General features: G+C 33.2%; 14 protein-coding genes and 3 tRNA genes. 8 read left to right on the forward strand and 9 right to left on the reverse strand.

Going from position 1 to position 16389, the window contains the following annotated elements; genetic code table 11:
• Positions 1-13 precede the first annotated feature (13 nt).
• Positions 14-1366 (forward strand): NAD-dependent succinate-semialdehyde dehydrogenase, encoded by a 1353-nt coding sequence (locus BC952_RS10670; protein WP_121365651.1) that lies wholly within the window; start codon positions 14-16, stop codon positions 1364-1366.
• Between the two features lie 115 nt (positions 1367-1481).
• Here the strand turns inward: BC952_RS10670 and BC952_RS10675 are convergent, their stop codons facing one another.
• Together BC952_RS10675 and BC952_RS10680 are read right to left on the reverse strand one after the other, a co-directional pair.
• The gene (locus BC952_RS10675; RefSeq protein ID WP_147405275.1) at positions 1482-1964 is read right to left on the reverse strand and encodes a hypothetical protein; all 483 of its coding nucleotides are present in this window, start codon (positions 1962-1964) and stop codon (positions 1482-1484) included.
• Between the two features lie 70 nt (positions 1965-2034).
• Entirely contained in the window at positions 2035-2340 is a 306-nt protein-coding gene (locus tag BC952_RS10680; RefSeq protein WP_147405276.1) for a hypothetical protein, read from the reverse strand.
• Between the two features lie 600 nt (positions 2341-2940).
• Between BC952_RS10680 and BC952_RS10685 the strand changes: the two genes are divergently transcribed.
• Positions 2941-3990 (forward strand): outer membrane beta-barrel protein, encoded by a 1050-nt coding sequence (locus tag BC952_RS10685; protein WP_121365654.1) that lies wholly within the window; start codon positions 2941-2943, stop codon positions 3988-3990.
• A 186-nt stretch (positions 3991-4176) separates the two neighbouring features.
• Here BC952_RS10685 and BC952_RS10690 read toward each other — a convergent pair whose 3' ends face one another.
• From BC952_RS10690 to BC952_RS10710, 5 genes are all read right to left on the reverse strand, one after another.
• Complete coding sequence (locus BC952_RS10690; protein ID WP_121365655.1) at positions 4177-5079, reverse strand: N-acetylmuramoyl-L-alanine amidase; 903 nt, start codon at positions 5077-5079, stop codon at positions 4177-4179.
• A 33-nt stretch (positions 5080-5112) separates the two neighbouring features.
• Positions 5113-5589, reverse strand: coding sequence for a hypothetical protein (locus BC952_RS10695; protein ID WP_121365656.1), 477 nt, complete (start codon positions 5587-5589; stop codon positions 5113-5115).
• A 42-nt stretch (positions 5590-5631) separates the two neighbouring features.
• Positions 5632-6945, reverse strand: a complete 1314-nt coding sequence (gene rimO / locus BC952_RS10700) for a 30S ribosomal protein S12 methylthiotransferase RimO (protein ID WP_091166791.1) — start codon at positions 6943-6945, stop codon at positions 5632-5634.
• Positions 6946-7163: 218 nt separating this feature from the next.
• Positions 7164-8744 carry an OmpP1/FadL family transporter gene (locus tag BC952_RS10705; protein WP_121365657.1) on the reverse strand — a complete coding sequence of 527 codons (1581 nt, stop codon included), beginning with the start codon at positions 8742-8744 and terminating at the stop codon, positions 7164-7166.
• A 47-nt stretch (positions 8745-8791) separates the two neighbouring features.
• Positions 8792-9817, reverse strand: coding sequence for a hypothetical protein (locus BC952_RS10710; RefSeq protein ID WP_121365658.1), 1026 nt, complete (start codon positions 9815-9817; stop codon positions 8792-8794).
• 101 nt (positions 9818-9918) lie between these two features.
• Between BC952_RS10710 and proS the strand changes: the two genes are divergently transcribed.
• The 5 genes from proS (at position 9919) to rpsT (ending at position 12190) form a co-directional block, all read left to right on the forward strand.
• A complete protein-coding gene (gene proS, locus BC952_RS10715) occupies positions 9919-11397 on the forward strand; it encodes a proline--tRNA ligase (RefSeq protein WP_121365659.1) in 1479 nt (492 codons plus the stop codon).
• Positions 11398-11475: 78 nt separating this feature from the next.
• Positions 11476-11547: transfer RNA gene (locus BC952_RS10720), tRNA-Glu, on the forward strand.
• Positions 11548-11595: 48 nt separating this feature from the next.
• Positions 11596-11667, forward strand: a tRNA-Glu gene (locus tag BC952_RS10725).
• 41 nt (positions 11668-11708) lie between these two features.
• Positions 11709-11780, forward strand: a tRNA-Glu gene (locus BC952_RS10730).
• 158 nt (positions 11781-11938) lie between these two features.
• The gene (rpsT, locus tag BC952_RS10735) at positions 11939-12190 is read left to right on the forward strand and encodes a 30S ribosomal protein S20 (protein WP_091166799.1); all 252 of its coding nucleotides are present in this window, start codon (positions 11939-11941) and stop codon (positions 12188-12190) included.
• A gap of 77 nt (positions 12191-12267) precedes the next feature.
• On the opposite strand, the gene BC952_RS10740 is transcribed toward rpsT, so the two are convergent.
• On the reverse strand, positions 12268-12666 hold the full coding sequence (locus tag BC952_RS10740; RefSeq protein ID WP_121365660.1) for a response regulator: 399 nt from the start codon (positions 12664-12666) through the stop codon (positions 12268-12270).
• A 6-nt stretch (positions 12667-12672) separates the two neighbouring features.
• Positions 12673-14382, reverse strand: coding sequence for a PAS domain-containing sensor histidine kinase (locus tag BC952_RS10745; protein WP_121365661.1), 1710 nt, complete (start codon positions 14380-14382; stop codon positions 12673-12675).
• Positions 14383-14541: 159 nt separating this feature from the next.
• Between BC952_RS10745 and typA the strand changes: the two genes are divergently transcribed.
• Complete coding sequence (typA, locus tag BC952_RS10750; RefSeq protein WP_121365662.1) at positions 14542-16338, forward strand: translational GTPase TypA; 1797 nt, start codon at positions 14542-14544, stop codon at positions 16336-16338.
• The last annotated feature ends 51 nt before the right edge of the window (positions 16339-16389 follow it).

The following is a 16389-nucleotide window of genomic DNA, read 5'->3' on the forward strand; positions in this document are numbered from 1 at the left end:
AAATATAAAGACCATGATATTTAAATCGATAAACCCATTTACAAAAGAAGTTTTTGCAGAGCATGAAGTCTTGACTAATATACAACTCAATAAAAAACTACAATTATCAGAAAGTGCTTTTAAAAAATGGAAAACTACTTCTTTTCAAGAAAGAGCAGGTAAGATGCAAAAACTTGCCCATGTTTTAAGAGAAAATAAAGGGAAATTAGGATTGCTGATTACGAATGAAATGGGGAAAATTTTACCTGAAAGCATTGCTGAAGTAGAAAAATCAGCAGGGAATTGTGATTTTTATGCTGAAAATGCCGAACAGATGCTGAAAGATGAATATTATGATACCTCTTTCAAGAGTATTTCTGTTTATGATCCAATGGGAGCTGTTTTTGCTATTATGCCTTGGAATTATCCTTTTTGGCAAGTATTACGATATGCTGCTCCAGCAATTATGGCGGGTAATGTAACTCTTTTAAAACATGCCCCAAATGTTATAGGCTGTGCCAAAGCTATTGAAAGTGCATTTTTGGAAGCAGGTTTTCCCGAAGGAATCTTTCAACAAATAAGCATTGATATTCCTCAGGTCGAAAGTGTAATTGCTTCAGATATTGTCTGCGGAGTCACCTTAACTGGAAGTGAAATGGCAGGTTCTTCTGTAGCTTCATTGGCTGGAAAACACATTAAAAAGTCAGTAATGGAATTGGGTGGCTCAGACGCCTTCATAGTTTTGAATGATGCTGATCTCGAGAAAGCGGCAACAGTGGCAACGCAATCCAGAATGCTCAATGCCGGACAAGCTTGTATTTGTGCCAAACGATTTATTGTTACCGAAAAAGTAGCGGATAAATTCGCTGCGCTTTTTGCTCAAAAAGTTCAATTGTTAAAACAAGGGAATCCTTTACAGGAAGGAATCCAAATGGGACCATTAGCCCGCTTGGATTTAGCCGATAAATTGGCGAAACAATTGGAGAAATCCTTGCAACAAGGAGCAAAACTTATAGTAGGTGGGGAGCGGGAGAATTGTAATTTCCAACCTACTGTAATTGATTTTGTGGATTCAAATAATGTTGCGTTTCAGGAAGAAACTTTTGGACCATTAGCTACAATTATTAGAGCGAAAGATTCAAATGATGCAGTCGCTATTGCTAATAATCACAGGTATGGTTTGGCTGCAGCAATCTGGAGCGAAGATCGTGAGAATGCTTTAAAGTTAGCGAGAAATATAGAGGCGGGTAATGTTTTTGTAAATTCACTTGTACGTTCGGATTCTAGAATCCCTTTTGGCGGAATAAAAAAATCCGGTTATGGAAGAGAATTGGGAACAATAGGAATCAAAGAATTCATGAATATGAAATCCCTGATTATCGAATAGCAGTTACTATTTTCTGAAACAAAAGAGAGATACATTTAAAAAATCGAAAATGGAATTTGCAAAAGCAAATCTATTCTCGATTTTTTTGGTTAAAAAACATTTAGCGTAAGCTGTTCTATTTATAGGTGTACATTACCGCTTTCAATTTTTTTGGTTTATTGGAAACAATTACTATAAATGGAGATCCTTTGAGAGCTGCATTTTGTTTTAATCTTTTTTCTGCTTCATCTAAAAAAGATTGATTGGTTTCTCCCTTTGTTTTTCCTAAAAAACTAGTGATAATTCCGGATTCTTGTAAGCCTTCGGTTTGAGACGGTTTCAATACAATAACTTTATTATAATCAGCTTTTCCTGAAAGTGTTATTTTTTTAGATATAGTTTTAACTTCTGTTTTTGATTTTTCTTGTAATTGAGAAATTGCAAATTGACTAATGCTTTTTTCTTCAGCACTTTGTGGTAAGGTGTAGTATACTAAATTATTAGCTGTTTTGATGAAATTTACTTCCATTTTTATTCCGTTATGTTTGGTAATTTCATGTGTTTGAGCCACTAATGACACTGTTATTGATAGCGTGAGTATTGTAAATATATTTTTCATTTTTTTGGCATATAAATAGATTTAATGAAGTTTTTGTGAAGCCCATTTTTTTTAGGGATACTGTAATCGATTATACGTGCTTTGGTGGAGGAGTCACATTTTTTAAAGTATATTCTTTTGCTCTAAACAAGTCGGAGGAATTGATGTTCTTGTCTTTAAATGTGTAGTATTCGAAACAATTGATACTTTCAATTGTATCTATAAAAACTGTTTTTGTTTTATTTTCCAAATTATTTTCTTCTGAGCTTTTATCGGATTGCTCGTAAAAATCATATTTTTTCTCATTATCCAGCATAGCAAACTGCTCACTAACCCATACTGAGGAGAAAGTGATAAATAATAACAATACAAAAGTTCTGCATAGTAGTTGAATCATGTTTTAAATGTACTAAAAAAGGAATTTACGTACCATTAAAATTTTCATAAAAAAGTAAAATTATTGAGGCTTTTATGATGGTAATGATAAGGTTCAAATTCGCTCGAATTTAAGTACTTTTTTTGTAAAAAGGCAGTTGAATTGAAGCTGTTTATTATTTAAAATTGAAAAAGTGTAATTTTATTTTATTTTTATTAAGGTATGTTTTTTATGGGGTTAAAATTTAAAATTTAGTTTTTTAAAGCTTATTTTTAATTTTAAATACTTATTTTAATCAATTTTTGTGTAAAAATTAGGGCATTGTCTTTAAAAAGTTATTATTGAATTTTTAAAATAATAACGTATAAATATGGAATAACCATTTTTTTTTGTTCATTTTTTGTTATTGATAATTCTTCTCAAATCATCGTAAAAAAGTTGTAAATAGTAATTTTAGTGAAATAAAAGTTAATAAATTCGCCTCAGATCAAAGGAAAGTTCAGGTCAAAAAAGCGGTAAAAAAACATGTTTTTCATGAAATACCGAATTCCTGAATTTCTAAATAGTATTAACCAAGACCAAAAAATAACCAACTAGATTACTAACTAAAACCAACTAAAGATGAAAAACCAATTAGCAGCCATAGCATTATTGCTAACAACAACTTTAACATTTGCACAAGAAACTACATTGGCGCCCTCAACTACTTTTGCCGGATCTGCGGATGCGTATTATAAATATGATTTTTCAGGAATTGATAACAGTTTGACCAGTTTTACGAATTCTCATAATTCATTTGAATTAGGGATGGCTTCTATTGAAGCTTCTCACAAAATGGGTAAAGGATCTGTTTTTGTCGATTTAGGTTTCGGAAATAGAGCCGCTCAATTTACTTATAATGATGGAGCAGAAACATTTATTATTAAACAATTAAATTTCACTTACGAATTTTCAGATAAATTTAAAGTAACTGCGGGTAGTTTTGGTACTCACGTAGGATATGAATTATTGGATGCAGTAGATAATAAAAACTACAGTATGTCTTATGCATTTACGTATGGTCCATTTTTTAATACGGGTGTAAAAGCGCAATATACTTGGGGAAAGTTTAGTTTCATGGCTGGAGTTTCAAACCCAACTGATTTTAAATCTACAATTGATGCAGGTTCTACACAAAAAACGTTTATTGGACAACTTGCATTTTTGGGGGACACCGGAAGTGCTTATTTTAATGTAACATCTGGAAGTAGCAATCCTTCATCTGATGAAAATAAAACACAGTTTGATTTTGTAGGGACAAAAAAATTGAGTGATACCTTCTCTTTAGGTTTTAATGGTACCTATGCAATGACTACTAATGATTTTGACAGTGACTTGGATGGAGAATGGTTTGCCTTAGTTGGATATGCAAATATTGCTTTGAAAGAATCATTGAGTCTTGCCTACAGATTAGAATATTTAGACGCCAAAGAAGCTACTCCAGGACTTGGTCTGCTTGCCGGTACCAATGTGATTGGAAACACTTTATCATTAAATTATAAGGTAGGAAATTTAACTATTATTCCTGAATTTCGTTTAGATACAGCTTCAGAAGATATTTTTACTGATAGCAATGCTGCGCCAAAAGGTTTGACTGCTTATGCTTTACTGGCAACAACATATTCGTTCTAATTCCTATTTTTTTTTTTTGTTGCCAAGAAGCTGTTTTAGTATTTTGGCAGTTTTTTTTTATTTAAGTTTTATAAATAGTTTTAAGTCTATTTTAGTGCTATTAAATATGTTGAATGAAAATGATATAAATCTAAAACGGCTTTTTGATTGATTCAAAAAGTCGTTTTTTTGTATGTTCTAAACTAATTATTGCTGTTTATAAATAGAGTAAATCGTATTTATTGTTTTCTCATCTAAAAGTTCGTTTATTTCAGTTTGTAAATAATGTAATTTGAATGCAGTGATTGCAGCGGGTAGGTTTTTAGTGTCATAACCTATAATTCGTAATCCTTGTTCTACATTAAAATCAGTTGGTGCAGTTTCCAGATATTCATCAGGCCAAATTCCAAAACCTTTTTCAGCTAATATTTTCCAAGGAAATAATGCACTTGGATCTTTTTTTCGTGTAGGTGCAATATCTGCATGTCCAATAATATTTTGAGTAGGAATGTTGTAGTCTTTTTTTAGTTTTGTCAAAAGAGCCAGTAAGCTATTGATTTGTAATTCGGAAAAAACTTCGGAGCCATTATTATCCAATTCAATTCCTATTGATGTTGAATTGATATCTGTGTTTTTTCCCCATGAACCATTACCGGCATGCCAAGCTCTAAGATAATCATTCAACATTTGAATGACTTTGCCATCATCAGAAATCACATAGTGGGAACTTACCTGAGTTTCTATTTTAGTAAACGTTTTTATAGTTTGTTGTAACGAATCTTGAGCAGTATGATGAATGATAACGAAGTTAGGTTTTCGTAAATTAAAATTTACGGTGGCTATCCATTCGGTATTAATTCCGTTTTGCAAAGGAGTCGATCCCATTTTGAATAGAGTATCTTTATAAGTATGTAATTGTTTAGTGTATAAAGTGTCTAAATTTATTGTTACATGAGGAATCACTGGCAAAGGATGTGGCTCTTTGTTAGAGATGGTCTCTTTTAATGTTTTTAATTTAGAATCGTAAATTTTCTCACTTTTTTTGTATGGGTTAGGCGCACAAGAAGTGATAGCAACAGCAAAAATTAAATAGTAAAAAAAATTTCTCATATTAGGAATTAATTTTTGTGTTTAACAAAAAAATTATTGTTTTGCTTTCTTTTTAGATTTCGATTTTTTTGGATTTTTTGCTTCTTCATTCAGAGCAATATATTTTTCCTTTTGATCTTTATTCAATAATTCCGTTATTTTTCGATCAGTAGTTTCTGAAAGAGCTTGAATGTTTTTTATTTTATCTTCTTGGCTAACTTCAGCTTTTATGAGCATACCTTGAGTTCTTATACTTTCGTTGAGGATATTAGAGATTGCAATTGCTTGAAGTTCATCAAGAATGAGTTCCGGTTTTAGTCGCTCCATTATTTTTCCAACCGTTACTTCTACAGGTATTTCTTTTGGTTTTTCCTGTGTTCTGGTTTGATCCATTCCGCTATTCATTCGACGATTACTACCGTAATTGTTTCCGTAACCATTATTGTATCCCCCATTCCCGTATTGTGCGGAAATCATATTTGAGGATAATAATGCAAATGCGAAAATTAGTATGGATTGAATGTGTTTCATAAATAGCGTTTTAAAATGAGTTTAAAATGATCTCAAGAAAAATTATATTGGTTCTCCGTATAAATCAAATTCTGTAGCTTCAATAATTTTTATCATTACGAACTCACCCGTTTTCACATAATGTTTGGATGCATCAATAAGGACTTCATTGTCTACATCAGGACTGTCAAATTCAGTACGACCTACAAAATGCCCGCCTTCTTTTCTGTCGATAATACATTTGAACGTTTGACCTACTTTTTCCTGGTTTAAATCCCAAGAAATTTGAGATTGTAATTCCATAATCTCATTGGCGCGCTCTTGTTTTACAGTGTCAGGAACATCATCTTCCAGTAAATATGCATGCGTATTTTCTTCGTGAGAATAAGCAAAACAACCCATTCTATCAAATTTCATTTCTTGAACAAAATCTTTCAGTATGTTGAAATCCTCTTGCGTTTCTCCTGGATATCCCACGATCAAAGTCGTACGAATAGCCATTCCAGGAACAGCAGCACGGAAATCTTTCAATAATTTTGTTGTTTTTTCTTGAGTTGTTCCACGACGCATTGATTTCAAAATAGAATCTGAAATGTGTTGTAACGGAATGTCAATATAGTTACAAATTTTAGGCTCGCGTTTCATGATTTCTAATACTTCCATTGGGAAACCGGTAGGGAAAGCATAATGTAAACGAATCCATTCGATTCCTTCTACTTTTACCAACGCTTCCAGTAATTCTCCAAGAGCTCTTTTCTTGTAAATATCTAAGCCATAATAGGTCAAATCTTGAGCAATCAAGATTAATTCTTTTACACCATTTTTGGCTAAACCTTCCGATTCTTTGACCAATTTTTCAATGGTTTGCGAAACGTTTTTTCCTCGCATCAATGGAATCGCGCAAAAGCTGCACGGTCTGTCACAACCCTCTGAAATTTTTAAATATGCATAATTTTTTGGGGTAGTAGTCAATCGTTCTCCCAATAATTCATGCTTGTAATCTGCTCCTAAAGCTTTCAATAATTGTGGCAGCTCTGTAGTTCCAAAAAACTGATCTACATTTGGGATCTCTTTTTCTAAATCTGGACGGTAGCGTTCAGATAAACATCCGGTAACGAACACTTTATCAACTAATCCTCTTTCTTTCTTGTCAGCATATTCCAAAATCATGTTCACTGATTCAGCCTTGGCATTATCAATGAATCCGCAGGTATTTATTACGATAATATTCCCTTCTTCGGCTTCTGGTGCTTCATGTGTAACGTCTTTTCCGCTCGCGCGAAGCTGGCCCATAAGCACTTCACTGTCATATACATTCTTTGAACACCCAAGAGTGATTACGTTTATTTTATTCTTTTTTAACGACTTAGTTCTCATAACATTAGAATCCCGATAATTTGGGAATTTTGCAAAATTACAATTTTTTATTCAAACTGAACTTGTTTCAGTTCCTTTTCAGATTTTTTGTGGAGCTATTCCTGCTGTATGTTTCAATCTCCCGAAAAAAATCGGGAGGATTTTCACTACCATCAGGGCTAAAAAAAATCCGTTTCATAATCACGAAACGGATTCAAAATTTTATTTATTGGATGAATTTACAATTCAAAAGCTAATGTTAGCGAAACATTGTTGTTTATGGCATCGATTTTTGCGCCATCAGTAAATCCTTGACCAAAAAATCCTTGTTGGGAATTTCTTTTAGCATACGAATAGGCTAAGTCTACTTTGGTTGAACCAAAACTGTATCCTAAACCTGCTGAATAGCCAGTCAAATCACCAATAGTCACTTTGTTTTTATAAGGACTTTGCTCGTAACGATATCCTGCTCTCAGGCTCAAAGCTTCAATTTTATATTCAGCACCAATTCTTAATTCTCCGCTGGTGTCAAGGATGCTTCCTATTTCATTGTTTATTCCTGTGAATTCATTTTCAGATTTAAATTTAGTATTACTGTAATTTTTCATGGCATAATCGATACTTATTAAACCCGATTTTCCAAACACATAGGCAAAACTTCCAGTTAGCTTACTTGGAGTTTGTAATTTATAAGGCTCATAAATATTAATAACCTGAGGATCTACATCATCTGGTTGTAGTTCCCCACTAGTATTAGCACTTACAGCAAAAAGACTTTGTGATAGTTCATCTGTTAATCTATACCAAGTTGCAGATTCATACGCCAATCCCAAACGAACTTCATTCGTCAATTTTGCAATGGCTCCTACTTGGAACGAGAATCCAGTCCCGTACGTATATAAATCATTGTCAAAACGCAGTCTTGAAACAGTATATTCGCTAGTTAGTGGAGCATTATTGTCTTCATAAAAACTCGATGACTTTTGGTAATCAGTGAAATGGGAGTTTAAATTCAGTCCGATAAACAACTTATCTTTGTATGAAGTTGCGGCATTAAAAGATAATTTTCCGTTGTATCCAGTGCTGTAAACTGAATTTTCCTGATAGTAGTTTCCACCAGCAGGAACATTTGTTATGTATGGACTGTTTGGATCATTTATATCAGCAGCATCGATTATAAAACCTTGATTATAAAATGCTATCATTGCTTGTTGTGCGGCAAAACCATTTAATTTAGGGTATTGATTGTTTGGTAAATTACTTCCTAAAAAAGAATATAAATCTGAAATAGATTCTCCGATCTCTCTATTTACAAACTGTTGTGGAACGGGTGCTCCATTATTTCCAGTATTGGCATAACTCAAAAAATATTGATCTATAGAATTGTTTGGATTTGTTCCTGCCGAAAACAAGGCATTATCAAAATTATTTGTGTTTTCATAATTTATCGCTAATGAAAACTTTTTCCAATCGCTGTTTGGGTTTTTGTCATTGAAAACAAAAACAGCTCCAGCTTGATTCAAATCAAATGTGTTTTCTTTCTCGGTTGTTGCGGTGCCAAAATAATTGGACTTATTTTTGGTGTCAAAATTACTTAGGGTTACAGTCATTTGGTTATTTGAAAAAACGGCAGAACCTGCAGGGTTTACATTCAAAGAAGATAAATCGCCTCCAAGTGCTCCAAAAGCACCGCTCATCGCTCTAAAACGAGCTGTTCCGTTCAAATTATCTTGTGAATACCGCATCGCATCAGATATCTCTTGTGATTGAGCAACGCTTATAGTCAGGCCTAAGGCAAATAAAAATATATATTTTTTCATCTATTTCTAAAGTTTTAATTTTTAATACTTAATAGTAAGGAATTAAATTATCCTCTGCCACCTCTTCCGCCACCAGATGATCTTCCGCCACCACTAGAATTACTTGATCTTGAGCTGCTGTTAGAGCTTGGGCTGTATGATCTAGAATTGTTGTCGTTTCTAGAAGTTGGTGTGTACGATCTTGTAGGTGTATTGCTTTGGTTACGAGTACTATTAGTGTTATCTCTTCTGTTTGGAGTGCTGTACGATCTGTTTTGTGATTGTCCTTGGTTTCTTGAAAAAGTAGGACTTGTTCGATTCAGTCTGCTAGAAGAATTTCTTCTGAAATCGGTATTGTTATTTGCTCTGTAATCAGAGTTTACAGCTCTTCTATTGATAGTAGTGCTTTGTGTTCTTGTATAATTTCCAGAATTTCTATTACTGTTCCCAGAGTCTACGTATACAGACCCTCTTCGGCCTAGGTTGTGGGAGTACACTCTGTTGTTGTAATAATTTGAATATCCCCAGTTGTTTCCGTACCAGTTGTTCCAACCCCAATTATTTCCATACCAATTATTTCCATACCAATTATTCCAACCCCAGTTGTTCCAACCCCAGTTGTTCCATCCAAAACCACCGTTCCATCCCCAATTGTTTCCATACCAGTTATTCATCCCCCATCCGAAACCGCCATTCCATCCCCAGTTGTTTCCGTACCAATTGTTCATTCCCCAACCAGTATCATATACATTAATGCTTACACTTTGAGGGTTGCTTCCCCAACCGGGATAGTTAGATTCGTTATTTTGTAATGTATCGTTTTCTAAACTATAATCATTGTAATTTTCAACATCTGTAAAGATTTCTACAGGTTGGTTATTGTTTTGCAAAGAACCAAAGTAGTCTTTATATTGATTGTTGGGACTATTTGTTGTTTCTGTATCGACAGCTCTATTGGAACGGTTACCATATATTCCATCAGAATCATAGTAAGAGCTGTTTTGATAGGAGCCGCAAGATGTCAATAGGATGCTTAAAAATCCAACAATGTAGTATAATGATGCGTTTTGGAAGGAAAGAGTACTCGTTTTCATATATATGGAGTTTTTTATTGTTGCACATTGCAAAAATAGTTAGTTTTGCTGAACTATTTATGTAAAATTATTAATGCAAAATTTGTGCCAAACTATTCAATATGAGTAAGAGCTTAACTACAAGATCGGAAGATTATTCAAAATGGTATAACGAATTGGTTGTCAAGGCCGATCTAGCCGAAAATTCAGGAGTGAGAGGTTGTATGGTGATCAAACCATACGGTTATGCAATTTGGGAAAAAATGCAAGCTGAATTAGACAGAATGTTTAAGGAAACAGGACATCAAAATGCCTATTTTCCATTATTTGTTCCAAAAAGCATGTTTGAAGCGGAAGAGAAAAACGCGGAGGGATTTGCAAAAGAATGTGCTATTGTGACTCATTATAGATTGAAAAACGATCCGGACAGACCGGGTAAGTTAATGGTTGATCCTAATGCAAAATTAGAAGAGGAATTAATTGTTCGTCCTACAAGTGAAGCTATTATTTGGTCTACATACAAAGGTTGGGTTCAGTCATACAGAGATTTACCGTTGTTGATTAATCAATGGGCTAATGTGGTACGTTGGGAAATGAGAACCAGATTGTTTTTGCGAACAGCGGAATTTTTATGGCAAGAAGGACATACTGCTCATGCTACAAAAGCGGAAGCTGTGGAAGAATCAGAAAAAATGATGAATGTATATGCTGATTTTGCTCAGAATTTCATGGCAATTCCAGTTATAAAAGGATTAAAAACTGAAACCGAACGCTTTGCCGGAGCAGAAGAGACGTATTGTATTGAAGCTTTAATGCAAGATGGGAAAGCTTTGCAAGCAGGAACTTCACACTTTTTAGGACAAAATTTCGCAAAAGCGTTTGATGTAAAATTTGCTAATGCAGAAGGTAAGCAAGAACACGTTTGGGGAACTTCCTGGGGAGTTTCAACAAGATTGATGGGAGCCTTGGTAATGACGCATTCAGATGATCAAGGATTGGTGTTGCCGCCAAATTTGGCTCCAATACAAGTGGTAGTTGTTCCTATATATAACAGCGATGAACAATTGGAAGCAATTTTAACCGAAGTGGATGTTTTGATGAAAGCGTTTAAGAAATTAAATATATCAGTTAAATTCGACAACAGAACCACTCAAAAGCCCGGTTTTAAATTTGCTGAATGGGAATTAAAAGGAGTGCCAGTTAGAATTGCAGTAGGGCCAAAAGATTTAGAAAATGGAACTTTCGAGGTAGCAAGAAGAGATACTTTGACTAAAGAAGTGGTTTCAAAAGACGGAATTGTAACTTATATCAGCGATTTATTGGCGCAAATTCAAAAAGAATTGTTTGAAAAAGCATTGAATTATAGAAATACGCATATTACTGAAGTAAATAGTTTTGAAGAGTTTAAAGAAGTTTTGGATACTAAAGGAGGTTTTGTATCAGCACATTGGGACGGAACTGCAGCTACTGAAGAGAAGATTAAAGACCTTACTAAAGCTACCATCAGATGTGTCCCTTTAGATAGGATAGAAGAGGCGGGAAGCTGTGTTTTTACTGGGGAAGGCTCAGTAGGAAGAGTGCTATTTGCAAAGGCATATTAAAAAAAATAAAAAAAATTAGCACAAGCTATTGTGCGTCTCAAAAATAGTTGTATTTTTGCATCCGCATTAGAGAAGCAGGGCCCGTTCGTCTATCGGTTAGGACGCATGGTTTTCATCCATGTAAGAGCGGTTCGATTCCGCTACGGGCTACAATTCTTAAAATGCATATTAAAGTCTTCCTGAACTTAGAGGGAAAATGGCCCGTTCGTCTATCGGTTAGGACGCATGGTTTTCATCCATGTAAGAGCGGTTCGATTCCGCTACGGGCTACAATTTCAATGTTTTAGATTGATAAAAACTTAGGGGATAATGGTCCGTTCGTCTAGGGGTTAGGACGCCAAGATTTCGTCTTGGTAACAGGGGTTCGATTCCCTTACGGACTACGATTAGTTGTAAATAAGTTTTGTAAAACAGAGGTTGGTGTCTCCAATCGTTGTTTTATTAGTTAAAACCAAAGTGATTGATTAACAATTGTGGGAGGTTTTTCTTTTTTAACTAATAAATTATAACAATTATTACAATTAAAAAAAAATAAAGTAAAATGGCAAATCATAAATCAGCTCTAAAGAGAATTAGAAGTAACGAAAAGAGAAGAGTATTAAACAGATACCAACACAAAACTACTCGTAATGCAATCAAAGCATTAAGAATAGCTACTGATAAAGTTGATGCTACTTCAAAATTGTCAAATGTAATATCTATGATTGATAAATTGGCGAAGAAAAATATCATACATGATAATAAAGCGTCTAATTTAAAATCTAAATTAACGAAACTTGTAGCTAAATTGTAATTATTACAAATTTAAATATATAAAAAAAGCTCCTAATAATTAGGAGCTTTTTTTATATCATTATTTTTTATTTTGGTTTATTCTAGTTTATTTCTTAAGTATTCAAGCATTGTTTTGGTGATGGGTTTCGATAGAAAGTCAATTACCATAGGGTAGTTATTTGCTTTTTCTAAATCCTCAGGGTCTATTGTTGAGGAGAGAATAACAACCTTTATAGAATTGAATTCGGAATACTCGGCGCTATTAAAATGATCTAAGAATTCCCATCCTCCCATTATAGGCATGTTTAAATCTAAAAAGATTAATTGAGGGTGATTCTTTGTGTTTAAGGTTTTGATTGTGTTGAAATAATGAAGTGCTTCTTCTCCATTTTGTGAAGTGATAATTTCATTGCAAAAGTTGGACTTCGTAATAACTTTTTTACATAACATAAGTGTTATGGGGTCGTCATCGATGCATAAAATTTGATTAAACATTGTTTATTAGCTTTTAAAAGTTAACGTAAATGTAGTGCCTTTATTGACTTCGCTATCAATATTTATAGTGCCTCCCATAGTTTCAACCTGTGATTTTACTAAATATAAGCCTAATCCTTTGCTATCCGGATATTTATGGAATTTTTGATAAAGGCCAAAAACTTTATCGCGATTTCTTTTTAAATCAATACCAATACCATTATCCGAAAAAATGATTATTACTGTGCTTCCAATTTTGCTTGAGGTAATATTTATTTCAAGTTTTCGGTCTTCTGATTTGAATTTTAAAGAATTAGTTATCAAATTTAGGATTATACTTTCTAAATAAGCTTTATTTGAATTTAAAACAGCAACTTTTTTAAAATTAATATTTATTGTAGGCTTAGATAATTCAATTTGAAAACTAAGCTGGTTAATAACTTTAGTGAAGATCTCTTCTAGTTGAATAGCTTCTTTTTGTAAAGAAGAGTTTTCTTTGATTACAATAACTTTTACTAAGTCATTGATGGTTTCATTTAATAAGTACGTTGATTTATTGAAGCCATTTAATATTTCTTTTAATTCCAGATTTTCAATTGGAATATCTTCTATTAAATTGAGTAAGCCAGTTAAATTTGATAATGGCGCTCTGAGATTGTGCGAAGTTATGTAAGAGAATTGTTTTAGGTCTTTATTTTTTTGAATTAATTCTATTATTAATTTTTCTTTCTCTTTTTCTTGCTTTTTTTCTTGGGAAATGTCTCTTTGAATCGAAATCCAATGCGAAAGTTCGTTTTCAGAATTGTAAACAGGAATCATTGAAAATCGGACGAGATATTGTTCGTTTTTCTTAGTATAACTAATGGTTTCTATTTGACATTCTTTTTTGTCATTTATAGCTTTGATTAGTTTTTTGTGCTCCTCCATATCGGAATTTGGACCTATAAAAATACTAGGGGATTTCCCGATAATTTCATTGGAATGATATCCGGACATAATAGAAAATGCAGGATTCGAATAAATGATTTTAGGAATTGTCCCTTCAGAGGATTGCGCCTCAGTAATAATTATTGAATCTTTTGATTGTGTAATTACGGTTTCTAAAAGTTTAAGACGTTGTTCTTCTTCTTTTTGTTTAGTGATATCTTGGATGGCGCCAATCATTCTTATTGCCTTTCCGTTTTCATCTTTTAAAAGAAAACCTTTGTCCAATACATATTTATAGGTGTTGTCAGCACATTTAAATCGATATTCATCCTGCCATTTTTCTGTTTTTTGTTCAAGAAAAGAATATAATTTAACAGACATTTTAATGCTGTCTTCCGGATGAATTTTATCAAACCACCAATTAGAATTATCTCCTATCTGGTTTTCTGTGTAGCCAAAAATATTGTTGATTCCTTTGTTCCAATTAAAGCTGTCTTCTTGAATTTTCCAGTCCCAAATAGTGTCGCTTGTGGCTTTTGCAACAATATCATATTTGTCATTTGATTCTTTAATTTCTTGATTAGTATCTTTTAATTTCTGATAAATGGCAAAGCTCTTCGTGTTGTTGTGAGTCAGGATAAATTTTAGAATTGTTCCTGAAAAAAGTACAAACAAGATGTCTTTTATGAAATATAAATACTGATGACTGCTATCAAAAGTATAATTCTGGAGTGATTTATAATAAATAATCGAAATGAACATTAAAATAATAATGTAAATTATTGCGATTTGATTGGATTGATTTTTCATTAATCAAATATAAATAATTAATGCGAAATTATTAAATAAGATTTTAAACTTATTTTAATGTTTATTTAGGTCCTAAACGATTAACAATATGTAAACTATTGCAGAAATATATTTTTATACCAAAAAAAAGTGTACCTTTGCACCCATTAAAAATCACAGATGGAATCTATTAGAAACATTGCAATTATTGCCCACGTCGATCACGGTAAAACAACTTTGGTTGATAAAATTATGTATCACTGTCAGTTATTTCGTGATAACGAAAATACAGGTGACTTAATCCTTGATAACAACGACTTAGAGCGTGAAAGAGGTATCACTATTACTTCAAAGAATGTTTCTGTAGTATACAAAGGAACAAAAATCAACATTATCGATACTCCTGGTCACGCCGATTTTGGTGGTGAGGTAGAGCGTGTATTGAACATGGCTGATGGAGTTTGTCTACTTGTAGATGCTTTTGAAGGGCCTATGCCACAAACGCGTTTTGTATTACAAAAAGCATTAGACCTTGGTTTAAAACCATGCGTTGTTATTAATAAAGTTGATAAAGAGAACTGTACGCCGGAAGAAGTTCATGAAAAAGTTTTCGACTTGATGTTCGAATTAGGAGCAGAAGAGTGGCAATTGGATTTTCCAACTGTTTACGGTTCAGCTAAAAATAACTGGATGTCTGATCATTGGGAAAACGTAACTGATAATGTTGAAGCATTGTTAGATATGGTTATTGAAAATGTTCCAGCTCCTAAAGTATCAGAAGGAACTCCTCAAATGTTGATTACATCATTAGATTTCTCAGCATTTACAGGTCGTATCGCCATTGGTCGTTTAGAAAGAGGTGTTTTGAAAGAAGGAATGCCAATATCTTTGTGTAAAAGAGATGGTGTAATAATCAAATCACGTATTAAGGAATTACATACTTTTGAAGGACTTGGTCGTAAAAAAGTTCAAGAAGTAATTGCTGGTGATATTTGTGCAATTATTGGAGTAGAAGGTTTTGAAATTGGAGATACTATTGCTGATTTTGAAAACCCGGAAGCTTTACAAACTATTGCTATTGATGAGCCAACAATGAGTATGTTGTTTACCATTAATGACTCTCCATTCTTTGGTAAAGAAGGTAAATTTGTAACCTCTCGCCATATTAGAGACCGTTTGACAAAAGAATTAGAGAAAAACTTAGCAATGAAATTAGGTGAAACTGATTCAGCCGATAAGTTCATGGTTTTTGGTCGTGGAGTACTTCACTTATCTGTTCTTATTGAAACAATGAGAAGAGAAGGGTATGAGCTGCAAATTGGTCAACCACAAGTTATTATCAAAGAAATTGATGGTAAAAAATGTGAGCCAATTGAGGAATTGACAATCGATTTACCAGAAAATCTTTCAGGTAGAGCAGTTGAATTCGTTACAATGCGTAAGGGAGAAATGCTTTCTATGGAAACTAAAGGGGAACGTATGATTGTAAAATTTAATATTCCATCTCGTGGAATTATTGGATTGCGTAACCAATTACTTACTGCAACAGCTGGTGAGGCTATTATGGCACACCGTTTTATTGGATATGAGCCTTATAAAGGAGAAATTGCTGGACGTAACAAAGGTTCATTGATTTCTATGGAAAAAGGAAAAGCTATTCCTTATTCTATCGATAAATTACAAGATCGTGGTAAGTTTTTTGTTGAACCAAATGCCGAAATTTACGAAGGTCAGGTAATTGGAGAAAACTCTCGTGCAGATGATATGTGTGTAAACGTAACTAAAGAGAAAAAACAATCTAACGTTCGTTCTTCTGGAAATGATGAAAAAGCGAGAATTATCCCTCCGATTATTTTCTCACTTGAAGAAGCTTTAGAATACATTCAAAAAGATGAATATGTAGAGGTTACTCCAAAATCTATTCGTTTGAGAAAAATTTATTTGACAGAAACAGATAGAAAAAGATTTAAAATCTAATTTTATTTTTTATAATATTGAAAAGCCATTCGTTGATTCGAATGGTTTTTT

It is taken from the genome of Flavobacterium limicola, assembly GCF_003634755.1.
Classification (GTDB): domain Bacteria; phylum Bacteroidota; class Bacteroidia; order Flavobacteriales; family Flavobacteriaceae; genus Flavobacterium; species Flavobacterium limicola.